The sequence below is a fragment of the Pseudoxanthomonas sp. genome (genome assembly GCF_035999195.1).
Classification (GTDB): Bacteria; Pseudomonadota; Gammaproteobacteria; order Xanthomonadales; family Xanthomonadaceae; genus Pseudoxanthomonas_A.
This window is the reverse complement of the sequence record NZ_DASYGY010000004.1, coordinates 21,480-39,939: the sequence shown is the minus strand read 5'-3', so window position 1 is coordinate 39,939 and position 18,460 is coordinate 21,480. Positions and strand designations below refer to the sequence as shown.

Sequence of the window (18,460 nt, the reverse complement as noted above, 5' to 3'; positions counted from 1 at the left end):
GAGACGCTGGCCGTTCAGGCCAGCTCGACGACCTGCATCGAGACCTGCTTGCGGCCCTCGTCCAGCCATTGCCGGCCCGCTTCGACGAAGCCGTGCCGTTCATGGAACCGGCGCGAGGGCTCGTTGGGCGGCACTACGTTGAACTCGCAGGTGATGCGGGGGATGCCGCGCTCACGGGCGAACGCGAACAGATCGGCGTACAGGCGCGATCCCAGCCGGTGTCCCTGCGCCGCGGCGTCCACGACGATGCGGTCCACGTACAGGAAGTCCCGGTAGCGCGCGGTGAACCAGGCAAAGTTGTCGTTGCGGTAGTCGGCGCCGGCGCGCATCGCCAGCAGGAAGGCGACGACGCGACCATCCCGCGTCGCCACGCGATGGTAGGCCGACAGGGACGCCAGCTGGCGCAGCCTGTCCGCATCCATCGGGCTGGTGTGGCGGACTTCTGCCGTGTTCAGGGCGACGATGGCGGCATCGTCGCCCTCGCCCGCGTCCCGGATCAGCAGCTCGGCCGTCACCGGATCAGTGCGCGACGTGCTTGGCGGGTGCGCCGCCGTTCATCAGCTTGTCGGTCCACGCGATGCCGATGGCCGACAGGATGAAGACGCAGTGGATGATGGTCTGCCACAGCACGCCGTCGGGTGTCAGCTGGGTGCACTGCGTACTGGTGATGGCCAGTTCGGCCTTCATCTGCGCCAACATGTCCGGAGAGCAGAAGGGCAGACCGTTGAGGGCACCCGCCGCAATGAAGGTCTTCAGCAGGTGGATCGAGGAGATGCCGATGATCGCCATCGCCAGCTTGACCTTCAGCACCGAGGCGTTCACGTGGCTCAGCCACTCCGGCTGGTCCGGGTGGCCTTCCAGGCGCAGGCGCGACACGAAGGTCTCGTAGCCGCCGACGATCACCATCACCAGCAGGTTGGAGATCATCACCACGTCGATCAGGCCCAGTACGATCAGCATGATTTCCTGCTCGCCGAGACCCGGCGCGCGATGGATCAGATGCCACAGTTCCTTGCCGAACAGGAACACGTAGACGCACTGGGCGATGATCAGGCCCAGATACAGCGGCAGCTGCAGCCATCGCGACGCGAAGATCAGGTTGGGCAGGAAGGTGGGGCGGGGGCTGGCCGGGAGCGTCATGGGGAACAGTGCTTTCCAAGGATGCGGCAGGGTAGCGGCCGGATTTGACGCTGCCAAGTCTGCCGGGGTCGCTAGACTCGCAAGCCTCCCCTCCCTCCGGAATCCGCCATGATCGACCTCCATTACTGGCCTACCCCGAACGGCCACAAGATCACCCTGTTGCTGGAAGAACTGGCCGAGGCCGGCGCCAGGCTCGATTACCGCATCGTGCCGGTCAACATCGGCAAGGGCGACCAGTTCAAGGCGGATTACCTGGCGTTCTCGCCCAACAACAAGATGCCGGCGATCATCGACCATGCGCCCGCCGACGGCGGCGAGCCGATCAGCGTGTTCGAGTCCGGTGCCATCCTGCTGTACCTGGCCAACAAGAGCGGCGGCTTCTTCGGCGGCGACACGCGCCAGAAGGTGGCAGTGAACCAGTGGCTGATGTGGCAGATGGCCGGCCTGGGCCCGATGAGCGGGCAGTACGGCCACTTCACCGTGTATGCGCCGGAGAAGATCCCCTACGCCATCGATCGCTACACGCGCGAAGTGCAGCGCCTGCTCGGCGTGCTGGACACGCAGCTGGCGAAGCATGCCTACGTGGCAGGCGACGACTACAGCATCGCCGACATGGCGATCCATCCCTGGGTCAACGCCTACGACAAGGCGCCGCTGGACATGACGCCCTATCCCGCCCTGCAGCGGTGGCATGCGGAGATCGCCGCGCGCCCGGCCGTACAGCGCGCGTACGCGCTGAAGACGCAGGTGAATCCGGATGCCGGCAAGCCGCTGACCGACGAGGAGCGCAAGCACCTGTTCGGCCGGTAGCGTGCGCCATGCGCACGATGCGCGGTGTCGGTTCGCGCCGCCGTACGCGTCGCGCACGCAGCGGTGCACGGGTGCAATAATCCGGGCCTGACCGGCCCCGCCGCCCGAGAAATCCGATGCGCCTTGCCCTGTTCGCCCTGATGACCCTCGCCACCACCCTGCCCGCCCACGCCGAAAAACTCACGCTGGAGGCCATCACCGGCAGCGCGCCGCTGACCGGCCCCACGTTGACCAGGCCGCAGGTGGCGCCGGACGGATCGCGGGTGACCTTCCTGCGCGGCAAGGACACCGACCGCAATCGGCTGGACCTGTGGGAATACGACATCGCCAGCGGGCAGACGCGCCTGCTGGTGGATGCGTCGGTGGTGCTGCCGGGCGAGGAAGTGCTGAGCGACGAGGAGAAGGCGCGCCGCGAGCGCCAGCGCATCGCCGCGCTGTCCGGCATCGTCGACTATCAGTGGTCGCCCGACGGCAAGGCGATGCTGTTTCCGCTCGGCGGCGAGCTGTACTTCTACGACCTGTCCAAGACGGGCAAGGAGGCCGTGCGAAAGCTGACGAACGGCGGCGGCTTCGCCACCGATCCGAAGATCTCGCCGAAGGGCGGCTTCGTCAGCTTCATCCGCGGCCGCAACCTGTGGGTCATCGACCTGGTCAGCGGCAAGGAAGTGCAGCTCACCGGGGACGGCAGCGACACCATCGGCAACGGCGTGGCCGAATTCGTGGCCGACGAGGAAATGGACCGCCACACCGGCTACTGGTGGGCGCCGGACGACTCCGCCATCGCCTTCGCGCGCATCGACGAAACGCCGGTGCCGATCCAGAAGCGCTACGAGGTCTATCCCGACCGCACGGAGGTGATCGAGCAGCGCTATCCGGCGGCCGGCGACCACAACGTGCTGGTGCAGCTGGGCGTGATCGCGCCGAAGGCCGGCGCCAGGCCGCGCTGGATCGACCTCGGTAAGAACCCGGACATCTACCTGGCCCGCGTGGACTGGCGTGACCCGCAGCGCCTGACGTTCCAGCGTCAGTCGCGCGACCAGAAGACGCTCGAACTGATCGAGACCACGCTGGCGACCGGCCGGCAGCGCACGCTGGTGACCGAGACCTCGACGACGTGGGTGCCGCTGCACAACGACCTGAGGTTCCTCAAGGATGGGCGCTTCCTGTGGTCGTCCGAACGCAGCGGGTTCGAGCATCTGTATGTCGCCTCCGAAGACGGCTCTGCGCTGACCGCGCTGACGCAGGGCGAGTGGGTGGTCGACGGCGTGCTGGCGGTCGACGAAGCCGCCGGCCTGGCCTACGTCAGCGGTACCCGCGACGGTGCGACCGAAACCCATGCCTATGCCGTTCCGCTCGCCGGTGGCGAACCCCGTCGACTGACGGCGGCGCCCGGCGTGCATGCCGCCAGCTTCGCGCGCAACGCCAGCGTCTTCGTCGACAGCTGGTCCAGCGACACCACGCTGCCGCAGATCGAACTGTTCAAGGCGGACGGCACCCGGCTGACGACGTTGCTGGAAAACGATGCCACCGATGCAGGCCATCCGTATGCGAAGTACCTCGCCGCGCACCAGCCGACCACGTTCGGCACGCTGACGGCGGCCGACGGCGAGACGCCGCTGCACTACAGTCTGATCAAGCCGGCGAACTTCGACCCGAAGAAGCAGTACCCCGTCGTCGTGTTCGTCTATGGCGGCCCCGCCGCACAGACCGTCACCCGCGCCTGGCCGGGCCGCAGCGACGCCTTCTTCAACCAGTACCTCGCCCAGCAGGGCTATGTGGTGTTCTCGCTGGACAACCGCGGCACGCCGCGGCGCGGCGCGGCGTTCGGCGGCGCGCTGTACGGCAGGCAGGGCACGGTGGAAGTGGACGACCAGCTGCGCGGCGTGGAATGGCTGAAGGCGCAGCCGTTCGTCGATCCGGCGCGCATCGGCGTGTACGGCTGGTCGAACGGCGGCTACATGACGCTGATGCTGCTGGCCAAGCACAGCGAGGCCTACGCCTGCGGCGTGTCGGGCGCGCCGGTCACCGACTGGGCGCTGTACGACACCCACTACACCGAACGCTACATGGACCTGCCGAAGGCGAACGAGGCCGGCTACCACGAAGCCAGTGTGTTCACCCACCTCGACGGCCTGCGCTCGAAGCTGCTGTTGATCCACGGCATGGCCGACGACAACGTGCTGTTCACCAACTCGACCAGGCTGATGAGCGACCTGCAGAAGCGCGGTACGCCGTTCGAGCTGATGACCTACCCGGGCGCCAAGCACGGCCTGCGCGGCAGCGACCTGCTGCACCGCTACCGCCTGACCGAGGATTTCTTCGCCCGTTGCCTGAAGCCCTGATTCCGCACCCACCAGGAGCATCGCGATGTCGACGCACGTCCCCGCTCACCCCAACTGGTGGCAACGCAACTGGAAGTGGTGCGTACCGGTGCTGGGCGCACTGCTGCTGGCGCTGTTCGCCGCCTTCGTCTTCGGCATCGTGGCGCTGGTCTTCGGCGCCATCAAATCCTCCGCCCCGTATCAGCAAGCCCTCACGCGTGCGCAGTCCGACCCTGCCGTCATCGCCGCGCTTGGCGAACCGATCCGTGCGGGCTTTTTCGTACAGGGAAACATCAGTACCAGTGGAGCCAGCGGCGAAGCCGACCTGGCGATTCCCCTCGACGGTGCACGAGCGGACGGCACGCTCTACGTGGTCGCGGAGAAGCGCGCCGGTGAGTGGCGCTACGAGACGCTCGCGGTGAACGTGGACGGCGGCGAGCGGGTCGTGCTGGAGGGCGGCTCAGCCTCTCCCGAGCCGACCCCTTGAGGACTGGAGGTCGGACAGGCTCAGCGCGTCGGCGATACCGGGCAGCGCTCGCGCTGCTGCTGACCTGCGGGGCGCCCGTCGGCGTGCAGGCACAGGAAGCGCATGCACAGGACGCGCGCGAGGGCAGCCGCGCCTGGCTTCGCCCGCTGCTTGTGCCATCTCCGTACCGCCTCTCCAGCGCCGCACGGCACGGTGTCATCGAGTATCGACTGACGCAGGAAGGCCTTGCCTGGTCCTGGCCCCGCACTCACGAACAGCAGGTTGCCTCCGTCGGCGACACCGTGCTGTTGCGCATCTGCCGCGACTGCGGCGACGAACCCCCGCCTGATGCGGAGGCGTTGGACCGCTACAGCCGGAACAACCGCTACGTGGACAGCGACAACGCGTCCGTTCGCAGCTTTGCCAGGACGCATTCGCGCGGCTGGACCACCCACTCACGGATGCAGTCGCTGGCGAATGCGGTGCGTGAGCACATGACGGGTCCCATCTCGTTCAGTGAATACCGGTCCGCCAGTGATGCCCTCGCCAAGCGTTCGGGCGACTGCACCGAAAGTGCCGTGCTGTTGGCGGCAGTCGCGCGTGCTCGTGGCATTCCCACTCGGGTGGTATCCGGTATCGCGTATTCGAGCCGTTTCACCGGACAGGCCCATGTCTTCAGCCCGCATATGTGGGTGCAGGCCTGGGATGGCCGCCGCTGGACCAGTTACGACGCCGGATTGGGCGCGTTCGACGCCGGCCACATCGCATTGCACGTCGGCGATGGCAATCCGGCAGGGATGCCTCGCCTGCTGGACGGCATCCGTCGATTGCGCATCGTGGATGCCTACGCGCCGGTGACTTCGCCAGAAACAGGTCCCGCCGGCCGCGATGGCGCGCCGGCACGCTCCTCGAGCGTCCCTTCCACCTGACGCTGCGGCAGGTCGGGCAGGCCCGTCTCGTCGATCCACTCGAACGCATCCGGATCGGCGATACCACCGACCATGATGAGCTCCAGCCCTCTGTCCTCGCCATCGTCGACAGCGCTTACTGCCGGTGCATTCGTCCGGGCGAGCGACGCATAAGGCTGGTCGGCCATCGCGGGTGCGGTGGCCAGCAATGCGGCGACAGCCAGTACGGTGATCATCGGCCGCGGCAAGTGGTAGGACACGCAGACGGGACCGGAGGCTTGGGCCAGCCACTCGGCCCGCTGCACATCGTCCATGCCGTCCAGTCGCTGGACCGACTTGCCGCAATGGCCGCAGAAGCCCGCCAGGCATCGCTGCCGTTCGGCGGGCAGCGGACAGGCCATTTCTATCTTCGGGAATCTCGCCATGGCCGCCTCAGTTCTTCGGGGCCGGCGCCGGTACCACGCTGGTCGGATCCACCACCGTCCCCGGCGGCACGTAGATCGCCACGCCCGCGGCCTGCTTCTGCGTAGTGGGGATGCCCATGCTGAGGCCGCCGCCGGAGTGGCGGCCGTAGCTGCCGGCGCCCACCGACATGCCGACGGGGGAGCCGCTGGAGCCGACGCCGATCAGAACCACGCCATTGGCGCCGAGGGCGGCGGCTTCGCGCTTGAGGCGGGCCACGGCGGCGTCGGTCTGGCCCTGGGTGCCGAAGCCGACCGCGCTCTTCGATTCCAGCTGCGCGATTTCCTGCGCACCGGCCGGCGCGGTGCGGTAGACCTGCACCTGCGACGGATCGATGGCCGGGCGCGCCTGGCCCAGCATGACCTTGGAACTGCTGGCGCAGCCGGCGGCCAGCAGCGCGACGAACACGACGGGAACGAGGCGGAACGTCATGACGGCTTCTCCACGGGAGTCAGGGCGATCTTCCGCCGCATGCCCTGAATGTTGGCACAGCCCGGGCAGCGCCGGCGTGACGGGGTGGGCGGGTTATCATTTCGGCCCGACATGCCTTTGTTTCCCGCACGATGAGCGCCGCCCCCGACCAGCCTCCCGCGCCGCAGCGGCTGGCCGTCGACTACATCCATGCCCCCTCGCCGCAGGCGTTGCTGGGTCTGCCGGAGACGCTGGCGGTCTTCGGCTTCGGGGCGCTGGCGCCGGCCACCGCCAGCATCGACGATCCCCGCTACCTGCGCGTGCCGCTGTCGCCGCTGCGGGAAGCCGCCGCGCCCTACGAAGTCTGGCGCGCGAGCGGGCCGGTGACGACGGGACGCGACGGCGCCGTGCGCTACAGTCACGACGGTGCCCTGATGTTCGGCGTGGTGGAGTGGGAAGAGCCCGAAGGCGGCATCCTGCACGCCAGCGCCCATGCCTATGCGACGATGGCGGCGTTCTGGCGCGACAGCGGCTATCCGCACCTGCTGCGGATCTGGAACTACTTCGACGCGATCACCGACGGCGACGGCGATGCCGAGCGCTACCGGCAGTTCTGCGTGGGCCGCGTGCAGGGGCTGGGCGACGTCGACACGCGCCTGCTGCCGGCCGCCACCGCGATCGGCAGCCGCGACGGCCGTCGCGTGCTGCAGGTGTACTGGCTGGCCGCCCGCGAGCCGGGCCTGCCGCTGGAGAATCCCCGCCAGGTCAGCGCCTACCGGTATCCACGCGAATACGGTCCACAGTCGCCCACGTTCGCGCGGGCGCTGCTGCCGCCGTCGCCGCGCGTGCCGCTGCTGCTGTCCGGCACCGCCAGCATCGTCGGCCACGCGTCGCAGCACGCCGACTCGCTGCGCGCGCAGCTGGACGAAACCCTGACCAACCTCGACAGCCTGCTCGGCGCCGCGCGCGCGCATGCGCCGTCGCTGCCGCCGCACATGGACGCCAGTTCGCGCCTGAAGGTCTACGTCAGCGATGCCGACGATGCCGATGCCGTCGCCGCCCAGCTGGAAGCGCGACTGGGCACGCGGGTGCCGTGGCTGATGCTGCACGCCGATGTCTGCCGCCGCGAACTGCTGGTCGAGATCGAGGGCATGCACGGCGTCGGTGCTTGAAGCGCCTGCCGGCCGACCACATAGTGAGGGCATGAGGCGCCGTCTCGCGCGCCCGATGCCGGAGTACGTTCGATGGGATTGATCAGCCTGCTGTGGGGCATCGTCGCGATGATCCTGATGATCCTCGCCCTTATTCCCCTGCTGGGAGCCGCGAACTGGCTGGTGATCCCGTTCGCCGCCGTCGGCGCCATCATCGCCGCCATCGGCATCCTGTTCACGCGGACCGGGAACCGCGGCCGTGCCAAGGCCGGGCTGCTGCTCAACGGCATCGTGATCGTGGTCGGCATCATCCGCCTGTCGCTGGGCGGCGGCATCGTCTGATCCCGCGGCGGACGCAGCGTTCCGCGCTGCGACCGCCTGCCGCAGGCCGCTCCCGGGGTCACCGGCGTATCATTCGCCGCTCTGCCAGGAGCCCGTGATGGCCTATCCCCATATCCGCCCGCGTCGCATGCGCCGCGACGAGTTTTCGCGTCGGCTGATGCGCGAGCACGTGCTGACCACCAACGATCTGATCTATCCCGTGTTCGTGCACGAGGAAAAAGGCCGCGTGCCGGTGGCCTCGATGCCGGGTGTGGAACGGCTGTCGATCGACGAACTGCTCCGCGTGGGCGAGGAAGCGCTGGAACTCGGCGTGCCGGTGCTGGACCTGTTCGGTGTGCCCGATCCGGCGGCCAAGACCGCCGACGGCCGCATCGCCTGGGACGAGGACGGCATCATCCCGCGCGCGATCCGCGCGCTGAAGTCGCGCTTCCCCGAGTTGGGCGTGATGAGCGACCAGGCGCTGGACCCGTACACCACCCACGGCCAGGACGGACTGATCGACGACACCGGCTACATCCTCAACGACGAGACCATCGAAGCGCTGGTGAAGCAGTCCCTCGCGCATGCCGCCGCGGGCGTCGACATCCTCTCGCCCAGCGACATGATGGACGGCCGCATCGGCGCGATCCGCGCGGCGCTGGAGAACGCGGGCTACATCAACACCCGCATCATGTCGTACGCCGCCAAGTACGCCAGCGCCTTCTACGGCCCGTTCCGCAGCGCGGTGGGCAGCGCCGGCAACCTCGGCAAGGGCAACAAGTTCACCTACCAGATGGACCCGGCCAACTCGAACGAGGCCCTGCACGAGATCGCGCTGGACCTGGAGGAAGGCGCGGACATGGTGATGGTGAAGCCGGGCCTGCCGTACCTGGACGTGATCCGGCGGGTGAAGGACGAGTTCGGCGTGCCGACATTCGCGTACCAGGTCAGCGGCGAGTACGCGATGATCAAGGCCGCCTCGGCGAACGGCTGGCTGGACGAGAAGGCCTGCGCACTGGAAGCGCTCACCGCGTTCAAGCGCGCCGGCGCCGATGGCGTGCTGACCTACTTCGCGCTGGATGCGGCGCACTGGTTGCGGAACGGCTGACATTACGTCCGTCGTCAGCGGCGATGCGCGGCATGACGTTGCGGGCGAACTGGCGCGCCTGTGCACGCTGCTGGCCTACCCGGTGGACGCCGGCGGCATGACTAAACGGCTGGCCACCCTGCTGGCATCGCCCGCGCATGCGGTGAAGGTGGCGGCCTCGTCGAACGACGATGGCGATCTGCTGGGCATGGTGGCCGCGGAGTGGCGGCTGATGATCGAGTTCGGCCACCGTGCCGAGATCACCGCGCTGATCGTCGATCCGCGGGCGCGTCGCCTGGGCCTGGGTCAGCGGCTGGTGGACGCGGCCTGCGGCTGGATCCGCGACCGGGGCGGCCACGACGTCTTCGTGCGTTCGAACGTCGCACGGCCGGAATCGCACGCGTTCTATCCGTCCGCCGGCTTCACGCTCGCCAAGACCCAGCATGTGTATGTGCGGTGGCTGCGCAGCGATTACGGCGCGGAGTAGACTGCCGGCAACCAGCGGGGACGGCGCCTGTGCCCGTCCCCGTCGCCTCCCTCCAACGCCGGGGATTCCGCACGCCATGTCCAGCCAGCGCTACGCCGTCTTCGGCCATCCCGTCGCCCATTCGCTCTCGCCGCGCATCCATGCCGCCTTCGCGCAGCAGGTCGGCATCGCGCTGGACTACACCGCCATCGACACCCCCGCGCACGACTTCGTCGCCGGCCTCGACCGCTTTGCCGACGACGGGGGTGCGGGCGCCAACGTCACCCTGCCGCTGAAGGAAGCCGCCTTCGCGATCTGCGCCCAGACCAGCGACCGAGCGCGGCGCGCCGGCGCGGTCAATACGCTGACCCGCAACGACGGCCAGTGGCATGGCGACAACACCGACGGCGCCGGCCTGGTCCGCGACCTGACGGAGCGCCACGGCCTGGACCTGCGCGCACGCCGCGCGCTGCTGCTCGGTGCCGGCGGCGCCGCGCGTGGCGTGGCGCCGGCGCTGCTGGACGCCGGCGTCAGCGAACTGATCATCGTCAACCGCACGGCCGAGCGCGCAGACGCGCTGGCCGACGCGCTGGGCGAACCGGATCGCGCGCACTCGCGCTACTGGGACGACCTGCGCGACCTCGGCGACTTCTCGCTGATCGTCAACGCGACCTCCGCCGCGCGCCAGGACCAGGGCGCCTTCACCCTGCCCTTCACGCTGGCCACCCCGCGCACGCTGGCGGTGGACCTCAACTATGGCGAAGCCGCGATCCCCTTCCTCGCCTGGGCACGCGCCGCCGGCTGCCACGACGCGGTGGACGGCCTGGGCATGCTGGTGGAACAGGCCGCCGAAGCGTTCGAGCACTGGCACGGCGTGCGACCGGAGACGGATGCCGTGTACGCCGCGTTGCGCGACCGGGACAAGGTGCTGGTGACGGCGGATTGAATGGCGCTGCGCCTGACATCCGCGCTCTTCCTCACGCTGCTTTGTGCGATTCCCCGCGCTGAAGCAGGATGGATCCATGAGGTGCGTACGGCCTCCGACACCCTGCCTGCCGTCCACGTTCTGCGTTACGAAGCCTCTGCCGACGTCGGCTTCACGAATTTCGCCGACGCGCTCGATGCGATTGCCGACGCTCGGACAACGACTCGACTGGATCTCGCGGTACTGCACGAGCGCATGCTCGAAGCCGACTTTCAGGAGGAACTGCTCGCGCTCCTGCGGACATCGGCACCGCAGGCTTTTGAAGATGCACAGCGACCTTCCGGCAACCACGACGACCCCGCCTTGCTGGCGCTGCGACGCCCCTTCCTGCAGGCGGTTTCAGACTCGCAGATGGTCACCGGGTACCGGGCAGCGCTCGCCAAGCATCGCCTTCGTGTAGCCGACGTCCAGCTCGAGAAGCTCACCCTAGATGCGTTCGAGGGCACGCCCCGCCTGCGCTGCTTCCTCTGGTTGACCATCTCGCCCGTGTGAAACCGAGCGTTACCGCCGACTAGGTTAGGCTGCGACAGAACACTATTGGAGAAAAATGCATGGACGGATTCCTCACCCAGATGCTGACGATGCTGGGCTACCAGCTTCCCGATCTGCTCGCCTGCGTGGCCGGCGTCGCGATGCTGGCGATGTGGGCGCCTGCGGCACCCGGCCGCACACTGGCGCTGGCCGGGGCGGTGCTGATGCTGCTCACCACCCTGCTCCGTGGCGTGATGGGCGTATGGCAGGCGTGGATGATCAACAGCGCCACCGATGGCTATGCCGCACTGAGCGGTGCGATGGGTCTGTTCGGCGCGGTCGGCATGCTGCTGGGGGTGGTGTCCGCGATCGGCCTGGTGATGCTGATCTGGGGCGCCTGCCAGGCGATGCAGGCCGGAGCGGCGGCGCGCGCCTGAGGTAGCGTCCCGACGCGGGTGACGCAGGCCCGCGCAACAGCGCCTACAACACGCCGTCGCGCTTCACCGCCAGATAGCGTTCCACCAGCGCCGCCGGCAGTTCGTCCGCGGTGACGTCCAGCACCATGACCCGATGACTGCGCAATGCGTCGTGCGCGGCCGTGCGTTGTTCCAGATAGCGGGCGACCGCGCCGGCATGGATCGCGCCCTGCAGGTCGCGCACGTCGCCGTCCAGCGCCTCGTCCAGCGAGGTTTCGCGCAGGCTGGCGACGCAGACCAGGTGCCGCTTCTGCAGCAGGCGCACGGCAGCGAGCAGGTCTTCGATGTCCTCGTCGCGCACGTTGGTGACCAGCATCACCAGCGCGCGGCGGCGCTGCCGCAGGCTGAGCTCCGTGGCGGCGGCCAGGTAGTCGGTGGCGACCGGGCGCGGCTGCAGGTCGTAGCTGGCGCGCAGCAGCGTATCGATGGCCGCCATGCCACGCTGCGGCGCAACCCAGCGGCTGTCGCCGCCGGCGGCGAACAGGCCCACGCCATCGCCCTGCCGCAGCGCCAGGTAGGACACCACCAGCGAGGCATTGAGCACATGGTCGAAGTGGCCCAGCGCATCCTCGCGCGCCATCATCCGGCGGCCGGTGTCGATCAGCATCATCAACTGCTGGTTCTTCTCGTCCTGGTACTCGCGCGAGATCAACTTGCGCGCGCGTGCGGTGGCCTTCCAGTCGACCTGGCGCAGGCTGTCGCCGACGCGGTATTCGCGCATCTGGTGGAAGTCGGTGCCTTCGCCGCGGCGGCGCTTCAGGTGCGCGCCGACCAGGCGCGAGGCCTGTTCGGCACTGAACAGTGCGAAGCGCGTGAGCGGTGCGAAGTTCGGATACACGCGTACCCGCTGCGGCGCACCGGCCACGCGCGACTGCCGCCACAGCGCCAATGGCGAACGCAGGCGCAGCTGCACACCGTCGAACTGCGCATCGCCGCGCACGGCGGGGCGCAGGCGATAGGTGATGCGGGTCGCCGACATCGGGGCCAGCGTCAGCGCGCGCGGCAGTCCCGTCGACGACCATGCCCCCGGATGCAGATCGAACACCTCCAGCCGCTGCTTCACCCGCGACTCGAACGACAGCGTGACGTCGCGTTCGATGCCCAGCGGCAACGCCTCGGGCACCTCGCGCACGGTCTCCGGCGTGGGCCGACCCCGCAACCGCCACGCATCGAGGACCGCGAGCACCAGCAACGCCGCGCCGACGGCCTGCCACTGCCACAGCGGCCAACCGAGGAACGGCACCGCCAGGCCGGCCAGTCCCCAGCACGCGATCAGCAGGATCAGCAGCGGTGCAGGCCTCATGGACGCGCCCCTTCCCCCGCCTGCGGGGGAAGGCTGGGATGGGGGCGAACGGAGACGGGACAGGTCGGCGAACGCTCAAGCTCGCCGCGCGCCCCCACCCCCACCCTCCCCCGCACGCGGGGGAGGGAGCGGATTGCGCGAGCGGGGGCGACCGCGTGGGGGATCATTTGCGCGGCGCGTCCACTTTCGCCAGCAGGGCGCGCAGTGCGTCGTCCGGCGACTGGCCTTCGATCTGCAGCTCGGGCGCCAGCGTGATGCGGTGGCGCAGGGCGGGACGGGCGATGTCCCGCACGTCGTCGGGCGTCACGAAGTCGCGGCCCTGCAGCACCGCCTGCGCGCGCGCCGCGCGCACCAGCGCGATGCTGCCGCGCGGCCCCGCGCCCAGCGCGATGCCCGGCCACTTGCGGGTGGCGGCGACGATGCGCACGGCGTAGTCGATCACTTCCGGATCCACGCGCACGGCGGCGGTCTCGCGCTGCATCGCGGCAATGTCGGCGGCGCCGAGCACGCGCCTGACCTGCGACAGGTCGAAGTCGGCGGCGGTGCGGCCGGTGGTGATGGCGTCGACCATGCGCTTCTCGTCCTCGACCGACGGGTAGTCGATCAGCACCTTCAGCAGGAAGCGGTCCAGCTGCGCTTCCGGCAGCGGATACGTGCCTTCCTGTTCCACCGGGTTCTGCGTGGCCAGGGTGATGAACGGCGGCGACAGCGGGAACGAGGTGCCCTCGATGGTCACCTGCCCTTCCTGCATCACTTCCAGCAGCGCGGACTGGGTCTTGGCCGGCGCGCGGTTGATCTCGTCGGCGAGCAGGATGTGGGTGAACACCGGGCCGCGACGGATCTGGAAGCTCTCGGTCTTCGGGTCGTAGACGGCGTGGCCGCTGACGTCGCTGGGCATCAGGTCGGGGGTGAACTGCACGCGCGCGTAGGTCAGTTCCAGCGCCTGCGCCAGCGCGCGCACCAGCAGCGTCTTGCCCAGCCCGGGCACGCCCTCGATCAGCACGTGGCCACCGGCGAGCAGCGCGATGAGGATCTGGTCCAGCACGTCGGGCTGGCCGATGAAGGACTTCGACACTTCCTCGCGGACCGCCTCGACGCGGTCGGACAGGGCGTTGCGCGGCATCGGCGGCAGCGCAGGCGGCGCGGCGGCAGTCTCGTCGTTCATAGGCGGTTTCTCAGTTGGATCAGCAGGGCGATGCGGTCGCGGAAGGCCTGCCGGTCGTGCGAGGCAGGAACGTTGAGGGCGGTGCGGATGCGTTCGGCCGGCTGGCCGGTGCGTTCGGCGATGGCGGCCACCTGCGGCTCGCCGGTGAGCGCGGCGGCGACCGGATCGCGGCGGCGCAGCCGCGCGAGGAAGGCCGCGCGCACCGCCGAATACAGCATCACGCCACGGCCGTAGCGATAGAGATGTTCGCCGCTGGCGCGCACGTGTTCGAGCAGCGAACGGCGCTCGCCCGCCGGCGACGGCACCGGCGGCCCGAACCGCTGCATGCGCATCCACAGCCATGCGGCCAGCGCCAGCAGCAGCGGCGCCCACACCATCCAGCCACGCAGGAACAGCGTGCGCCACAGCGACGGCATTTCGGCCGCGTAGACCAGGTGCATGGTGCCCTGGCGGTAGTTGGGCGCCAGCACCTGCCGCGCCAGGGCACGGTGCGGACCGTCGCGCAGGCCGCCGTCCGGCGGTGCGTCGAGCGCCTCCTGCAGCGGACCGCGCGTGGCGGTGTTGGCGAGGAAATCGAAGTCGGCCAGCACGTCGGCATGGCCCTTGCCCACGGCGATGCGGGCGTACACGTAACCGTTCTGCAGATCGCCCCACGCCAGTTCCGGCACCACGCCGTCGAAGGCGAAGCGCCGGCCACGGCAGAACTCGACGTGATGGTCCTCGCCTTCCACCTGGAAGTCCTCGCACGACGGCACCTCGTCCACCAGCCAGGCCGACAGCAGGTCCAGCATCGCCGACTGCGGCGCGTTGGGACCGGAGGTGTCCTCGCCGGGCGAGTACACCGGCGTGCGGATCAGCAGGTGGCCGCCCTCCTCCACCCACGCCAGCAGCCGCTCGGCCTCGGGCGGCGACAGCGCGCGCGGATCGTTGAACAGCAGCAGCGTGTCGCCGGGCGCGAGCGGGTGGTCGTCCAGCATCAGGCGCTGGCGTGCGTCGACCTTCACTCCGTCGGCGTCCAGCGTCCTGGCCAGCGCATACAGCGGGTTGTAGGCGGCCTCGCCGGAGGGCGGCAGGTACAGCGTCTTCTCGACACGGTGGAAACTGTGCCGGAACCACAGGCCCACCAGCACCAGCAGCACCACCCCCACGATCAGGGCCGCACCCACCAGCCGGCCGTTGCGGCGCGCGGACGTCATGCCGCCCACCCGTAGCGCTGCTGCAGTTCGCCGACCAGTGCGTCGAACTCGTCATCGCCGGGCAGCCGTTCCGCATAGGCGGCGTACTGCCATGTGCGGACGATGCGCGCGAAGACCTGGCGGTCCTCCGCCAGCGGCATGCGCCGGGACGCGCGCAGGCATTCGGCTTCGGTCGCACCCGGCGGCAGCACCAGGTCGGCGCGCCGGCTCATGCTGTCCACGCTGGCGCGATAGAGCAGGGCCAGGGCGTGGCGGGGACGGCCCTCGCGCCACAACCGGCGCGCGGCGGTGGCGATGTCCTCGGGCAGGACGTCGGGCAGCACCAGCGCTTCGGTCTGCGGCGCCCCCGGGTCGGCCACCGGTGCGCGGGCCAGGCCACGCATCCACGGCCACCAGTAGCGCACGCTCGCCAGCAGCACCACCAGCAGTGCGCCGGCTACCAGCCACAGGCCCCATTCGCCGATGAAGGCCAGCACCGTACCGATGCCGGCCAGCAGGGCATGGTCGCTGTCCTGTGCCTCCTCGTCCTGTTCCTTCTCCTCCGGCGTGCGTCGCTCCCAGCCGGACTGCACGTGCTGTCGTCCGAGCAGGGGATCGCGGTACGCGCGGTCGGCGGCCTCGCGGAAGGAACGATCGTCCACGCGCTGGTCGCCGAACACCCGCGGCAGGGTCGGCGGCGTCGGCTTCTCTGCTTCCGTCGTCTCCACAGGCGCCGGTGCCACCGGCGGCGCGCCGTGGCGCTCCTGCGCATCGGCCGTGCCCGCACCGGCCCACAGCACCGCCGCCAGCACCAACGGTACGGCGGCGGCCAGACGGGCGCGCAGTTTGCGGAACACGATCTCCAGGTCCCAGGCCTCGATCTGCGTGCGCCGGTTGAGATACAGGCCGAAGCCGGCACCGACATAGAACGGCTCGATCACGCTGATCGCCGCCCAGGCCAGCGCATTCCAGGCCAGCTCGAACCAGGCGGGCCACGCGATGGCGGCAATCTCGAAGGCCGCCTGCACGCTGTCGGGCAGTACGTCCCGTGGCAGGTACATGACCACCGCCACGATGCCGCCCAGCACCAGCACGCCCTGGAACAGCAGGCAGATCCAGGTCAGCAGGATCGCCGTGCCGTAGGCCTGCCCGCCGAGCACGCGACGACGCTGGCGCAGGCGCTCGCCCTGCACGCCTTCCAGCAGGTCGATGGGCATGTACAGCGAGCGCACCGGACTGAAGCGGCGCCACGTGAGCAGGTGCGGCAGGGTGCGCAGGCCCCAGTGCGCCTGCGCGTGCAGCGTCTCGCGCGTGCCCGGCACGCTGCCGAACACCGCGCGCGAGATGACGTACAGCGGGATGCGGTCGAACGCCGGCTTCAGCCACCACATCAGCAGCGCCGCGACCCACATCCGGTCGATCGACCACGCAGCCAGGTTGAGCAGCGCGAACACCGGCAGGGTGAACCACAGCCACGGCTTCCAGATGGCGCCCGCATGCTGGCGCACCAGCGCCATGCCCAGCTCGACGGCTTCCCAGTCCGAGCGCGCGCGCAGGCGCACGGTCAACTGTTCAATCCTCATCGGCCACCCCGCGTCCGCCGAAGCCCAGCCACAGCGCCACCAGCGTCCACAGCACGCCGGACACGCTGTACTTCACCGCCGCCGGAATGGACTGGGTCGAGGACCAGAAGGCTTCGATGAAGGCGGCGACCAGCAACATGAAGGCGACGCCCAGGCACAGCCGCGCGCCCTTGGCACCGGCGATCGCCAGCGCGTCGATGCGTCGGTGCCGGCCGGGCGCCACCAGGCTCAGGCCCAGCCGCAGGCCGGCGCCGCCGGCCAGCACGATGGCGGTCAGCTCGAACGGCGCATGCCCGCACACGAACCGCCACAGCGGATCGCCGTAGCCGATCTGCTGCAGGTGGCCGAACACCGTGCCGATGCCGATGCCGTTGACCACCAGCACGAACAGCGCGCCCACGCCGGCCAGCAGTCCGCCGGCGAACGTGCGCAGGCCGATGCCGATGTTGTTCCAGATGTAGTGGCCGAACATCTGCCAGTCGGTGCCGCTTTCGCGGCCCAGCGCATGGCTGGGATCGCTGGGGTCGTACATGCGCTCGTACATCGCCACCTGTTCGGGCGAGGCGAGGCTGTACACCAGCTCCGGGCGGACCTGCAGCAGCACGAACATCAGCACCAGCGGGACCACGAACACCACCGCCGCCACCCACATGCAGCCGGCCTCGCTGCGCACCAGCCGCGGAAAGTCCGCCAGCAGGAAGCGCGCCGCCCGCTGCCAGCGCGGCGGCGGCGTGCGGTACAGCACGCCGTGGCCTGCCTGCATCAGCGCCTGCAGCCGATCGACGACCACCGGGCTGTAGCCGCGCCGGCGCGCCAGCGCCAGGTGCTGGCAGATGCGGCGGTAGCGCGCCGGCACGTCCTCGTCGGTCAGCTCGCCCTGGTTGTGCTCGCGCCGTGCGCGCCGCGCGCTGTCGCCGCGCGCGTGCAGCCACGACTCGAAGGCGAGCCATTCGGCCTGGTGGCGCGCGACGAACTGTTCCTGCCTCATCGCCGGCCCAGCAGCCAGTTGGCCATGCCGTACAGCCGCTGCACGCCGGCCTGCCCCTGCGCGGCGGTGATCGGCTGGGCGAGGTTGGCCAGTTCTTCCTGGCGCGACGGCGTCAGCTGCGGCGCGCGCTCGGCGAAGGCGACGACCGCACCCTGTTCCTCCGGCAACAACTGCGCCGGCGGAACGAACACCGTGTTGACCGGCGCCGGCGCGTGGTCGCGCTCGCGTCCGGCATGCACGACCAGCGTGCCGGCGACCATGTCGCCGAGGCGGCGCGAATGCGCGTCGGCCAGGCAGGCGACCAGCCCCGCGGCATAACCGAACGGCAGCATGTCGACGGTCCGCAACAGGTTGCGGGTGATCGCCGCCAGCCAGCCGACCGGCGCGCCGTCGATCGCCACCACACGCAGCCCCAGCGCCTTCTTGCCCGGCGTCTGTCCGCGCCAGACCGACTCCAGCACGATCGGATACGCCCAGAACACCAGGAACATCACGATCAGGTGCAGGCCCTGGCCCACCTTGCCCAGCAGGGCCAGCAGCATGGCCATCACCAGCACGATGCCCAGCCGGATGGCCAGGTCGATGCCCCACGCCAGCGCACGCGGCACCGGACCCGCCGCCGGCAGGTGCAGGCCCACGCCCTCCGGCGTGACGACTTCGCGATAGGTATCCAGCATCAGGCGCTCACCACGGGCGCGGTTGCCCTGGCGGCGCGATGGCCGTGACCGGATCGAGGTGGTGGAACCCGTGTGTCCCGCTGTCCATGCGTCT

General features: G+C 69.7%; 21 protein-coding genes. 11 read left to right on the top strand and 10 right to left on the bottom strand.

The features are described from left to right. Positions 1–14 precede the first annotated feature (14 nt). Together VGN58_RS00845 and VGN58_RS00840 are read right to left on the bottom strand one after the other, a co-directional pair. Positions 15–515: a GNAT family N-acetyltransferase gene (locus tag VGN58_RS00845; protein WP_327480699.1), complete on the bottom strand. Its 501-nt coding sequence runs from the start codon at positions 513–515 to the stop codon at positions 15–17. A 4-nt stretch (positions 516–519) separates the two neighbouring features. Beyond that, positions 520–1,140 (bottom strand): TIGR00645 family protein, encoded by a 621-nt coding sequence (locus VGN58_RS00840; protein ID WP_327480697.1) that lies wholly within the window; start codon positions 1,138–1,140, stop codon positions 520–522. Positions 1,141–1,248: 108 nt separating this feature from the next. Between VGN58_RS00840 and VGN58_RS00835 the strand changes: the two genes are divergently transcribed. The 4 genes from VGN58_RS00835 to VGN58_RS00820 all read left to right on the top strand — a co-directional run bounded on the left by VGN58_RS00835 (position 1,249) and on the right by VGN58_RS00820 (position 5,666). Beyond that, entirely contained in the window at positions 1,249–1,950 is a 702-nt protein-coding gene (locus tag VGN58_RS00835) for a glutathione binding-like protein (RefSeq protein WP_327480695.1), read from the top strand. Between the two features lie 116 nt (positions 1,951–2,066). Next, the gene (locus tag VGN58_RS00830; RefSeq protein ID WP_327480693.1) at positions 2,067–4,292 is read left to right on the top strand and encodes a S9 family peptidase; all 2,226 of its coding nucleotides are present in this window, start codon (positions 2,067–2,069) and stop codon (positions 4,290–4,292) included. A gap of 25 nt (positions 4,293–4,317) precedes the next feature. Beyond that, the gene (locus VGN58_RS00825) at positions 4,318–4,758 is read left to right on the top strand and encodes a cytochrome c oxidase assembly factor Coa1 family protein (protein ID WP_327480691.1); all 441 of its coding nucleotides are present in this window, start codon (positions 4,318–4,320) and stop codon (positions 4,756–4,758) included. 83 nt (positions 4,759–4,841) lie between these two features. Beyond that, positions 4,842–5,666, top strand: coding sequence for a transglutaminase-like domain-containing protein (locus VGN58_RS00820; protein ID WP_327480689.1), 825 nt, complete (start codon positions 4,842–4,844; stop codon positions 5,664–5,666). On the opposite strand, the gene VGN58_RS00815 is transcribed toward VGN58_RS00820, so the two are convergent. Further along, positions 5,582–6,070, bottom strand: coding sequence for a hypothetical protein (locus VGN58_RS00815; protein ID WP_327480687.1), 489 nt, complete (start codon positions 6,068–6,070; stop codon positions 5,582–5,584). The genes VGN58_RS00820 and VGN58_RS00815 overlap by 85 nt on opposite strands. 7 nt (positions 6,071–6,077) lie before the next feature. After that, positions 6,078–6,539: a hypothetical protein gene (locus VGN58_RS00810; protein ID WP_327480685.1), complete on the bottom strand. Its 462-nt coding sequence runs from the start codon at positions 6,537–6,539 to the stop codon at positions 6,078–6,080. 131 nt (positions 6,540–6,670) lie between these two features. On the opposite strand from VGN58_RS00810, the gene VGN58_RS00805 reads away from it, so the two are divergent. From VGN58_RS00805 to VGN58_RS00775, 7 genes are all read left to right on the top strand, one after another. Next, positions 6,671–7,690 (top strand): pteridine-dependent deoxygenase, encoded by a 1,020-nt coding sequence (locus VGN58_RS00805; protein WP_327480683.1) that lies wholly within the window; start codon positions 6,671–6,673, stop codon positions 7,688–7,690. Positions 7,691–7,762: 72 nt separating this feature from the next. After that, a complete protein-coding gene (locus VGN58_RS00800) occupies positions 7,763–8,011 on the top strand; it encodes a hypothetical protein (protein WP_327480681.1) in 249 nt (82 codons plus the stop codon). A gap of 97 nt (positions 8,012–8,108) precedes the next feature. Beyond that, on the top strand, positions 8,109–9,098 hold the full coding sequence (gene hemB / locus VGN58_RS00795) for a porphobilinogen synthase (protein ID WP_327480679.1): 990 nt from the start codon (positions 8,109–8,111) through the stop codon (positions 9,096–9,098). Continuing rightward, the gene (locus tag VGN58_RS00790; protein ID WP_327480677.1) at positions 9,070–9,564 is read left to right on the top strand and encodes a GNAT family N-acetyltransferase; all 495 of its coding nucleotides are present in this window, start codon (positions 9,070–9,072) and stop codon (positions 9,562–9,564) included. Before hemB ends, VGN58_RS00790 begins: the two co-directional genes overlap by 29 nt. A 76-nt stretch (positions 9,565–9,640) precedes the next feature. Then, the gene (gene aroE, locus VGN58_RS00785; protein ID WP_327480675.1) at positions 9,641–10,489 is read left to right on the top strand and encodes a shikimate dehydrogenase; all 849 of its coding nucleotides are present in this window, start codon (positions 9,641–9,643) and stop codon (positions 10,487–10,489) included. Then, positions 10,490–11,020, top strand: a complete 531-nt coding sequence (locus VGN58_RS00780; protein ID WP_327480673.1) for a hypothetical protein — start codon at positions 10,490–10,492, stop codon at positions 11,018–11,020. A gap of 59 nt (positions 11,021–11,079) precedes the next feature. Then, positions 11,080–11,436: a hypothetical protein gene (locus VGN58_RS00775; protein WP_327480672.1), complete on the top strand. Its 357-nt coding sequence runs from the start codon at positions 11,080–11,082 to the stop codon at positions 11,434–11,436. Between the two features lie 43 nt (positions 11,437–11,479). Here VGN58_RS00775 and VGN58_RS00770 read toward each other — a convergent pair whose 3' ends face one another. From VGN58_RS00770 to VGN58_RS00745, 6 genes are all read right to left on the bottom strand, one after another. Next, positions 11,480–12,778 carry a DUF58 domain-containing protein gene (locus tag VGN58_RS00770; RefSeq protein WP_327480670.1) on the bottom strand — a complete coding sequence of 433 codons (1,299 nt, stop codon included), beginning with the start codon at positions 12,776–12,778 and terminating at the stop codon, positions 11,480–11,482. Between the two features lie 163 nt (positions 12,779–12,941). Then, entirely contained in the window at positions 12,942–13,943 is a 1,002-nt protein-coding gene (locus tag VGN58_RS00765) for an AAA family ATPase (RefSeq protein WP_414710722.1), read from the bottom strand. Next, on the bottom strand, positions 13,940–15,139 hold the full coding sequence (locus tag VGN58_RS00760; RefSeq protein WP_327480668.1) for a DUF4350 domain-containing protein: 1,200 nt from the start codon (positions 15,137–15,139) through the stop codon (positions 13,940–13,942). The genes VGN58_RS00765 and VGN58_RS00760 overlap by 4 nt, the downstream gene beginning before the upstream one ends. Further along, entirely contained in the window at positions 15,136–16,701 is a 1,566-nt protein-coding gene (locus tag VGN58_RS00755; RefSeq protein ID WP_327480666.1) for a DUF4129 domain-containing protein, read from the bottom strand. Before VGN58_RS00755 ends, VGN58_RS00760 begins: the two co-directional genes overlap by 4 nt. Then, a complete protein-coding gene (locus VGN58_RS00750) occupies positions 16,691–17,689 on the bottom strand; it encodes a stage II sporulation protein M (protein ID WP_327480664.1) in 999 nt (332 codons plus the stop codon). The genes VGN58_RS00755 and VGN58_RS00750 overlap by 11 nt, the downstream gene beginning before the upstream one ends. Continuing rightward, on the bottom strand, positions 17,686–18,366 hold the full coding sequence (locus tag VGN58_RS00745) for an RDD family protein (RefSeq protein WP_327480662.1): 681 nt from the start codon (positions 18,364–18,366) through the stop codon (positions 17,686–17,688). The genes VGN58_RS00750 and VGN58_RS00745 overlap by 4 nt, the downstream gene beginning before the upstream one ends. Between the last annotated feature and the right edge of the window lie 94 nt (positions 18,367–18,460).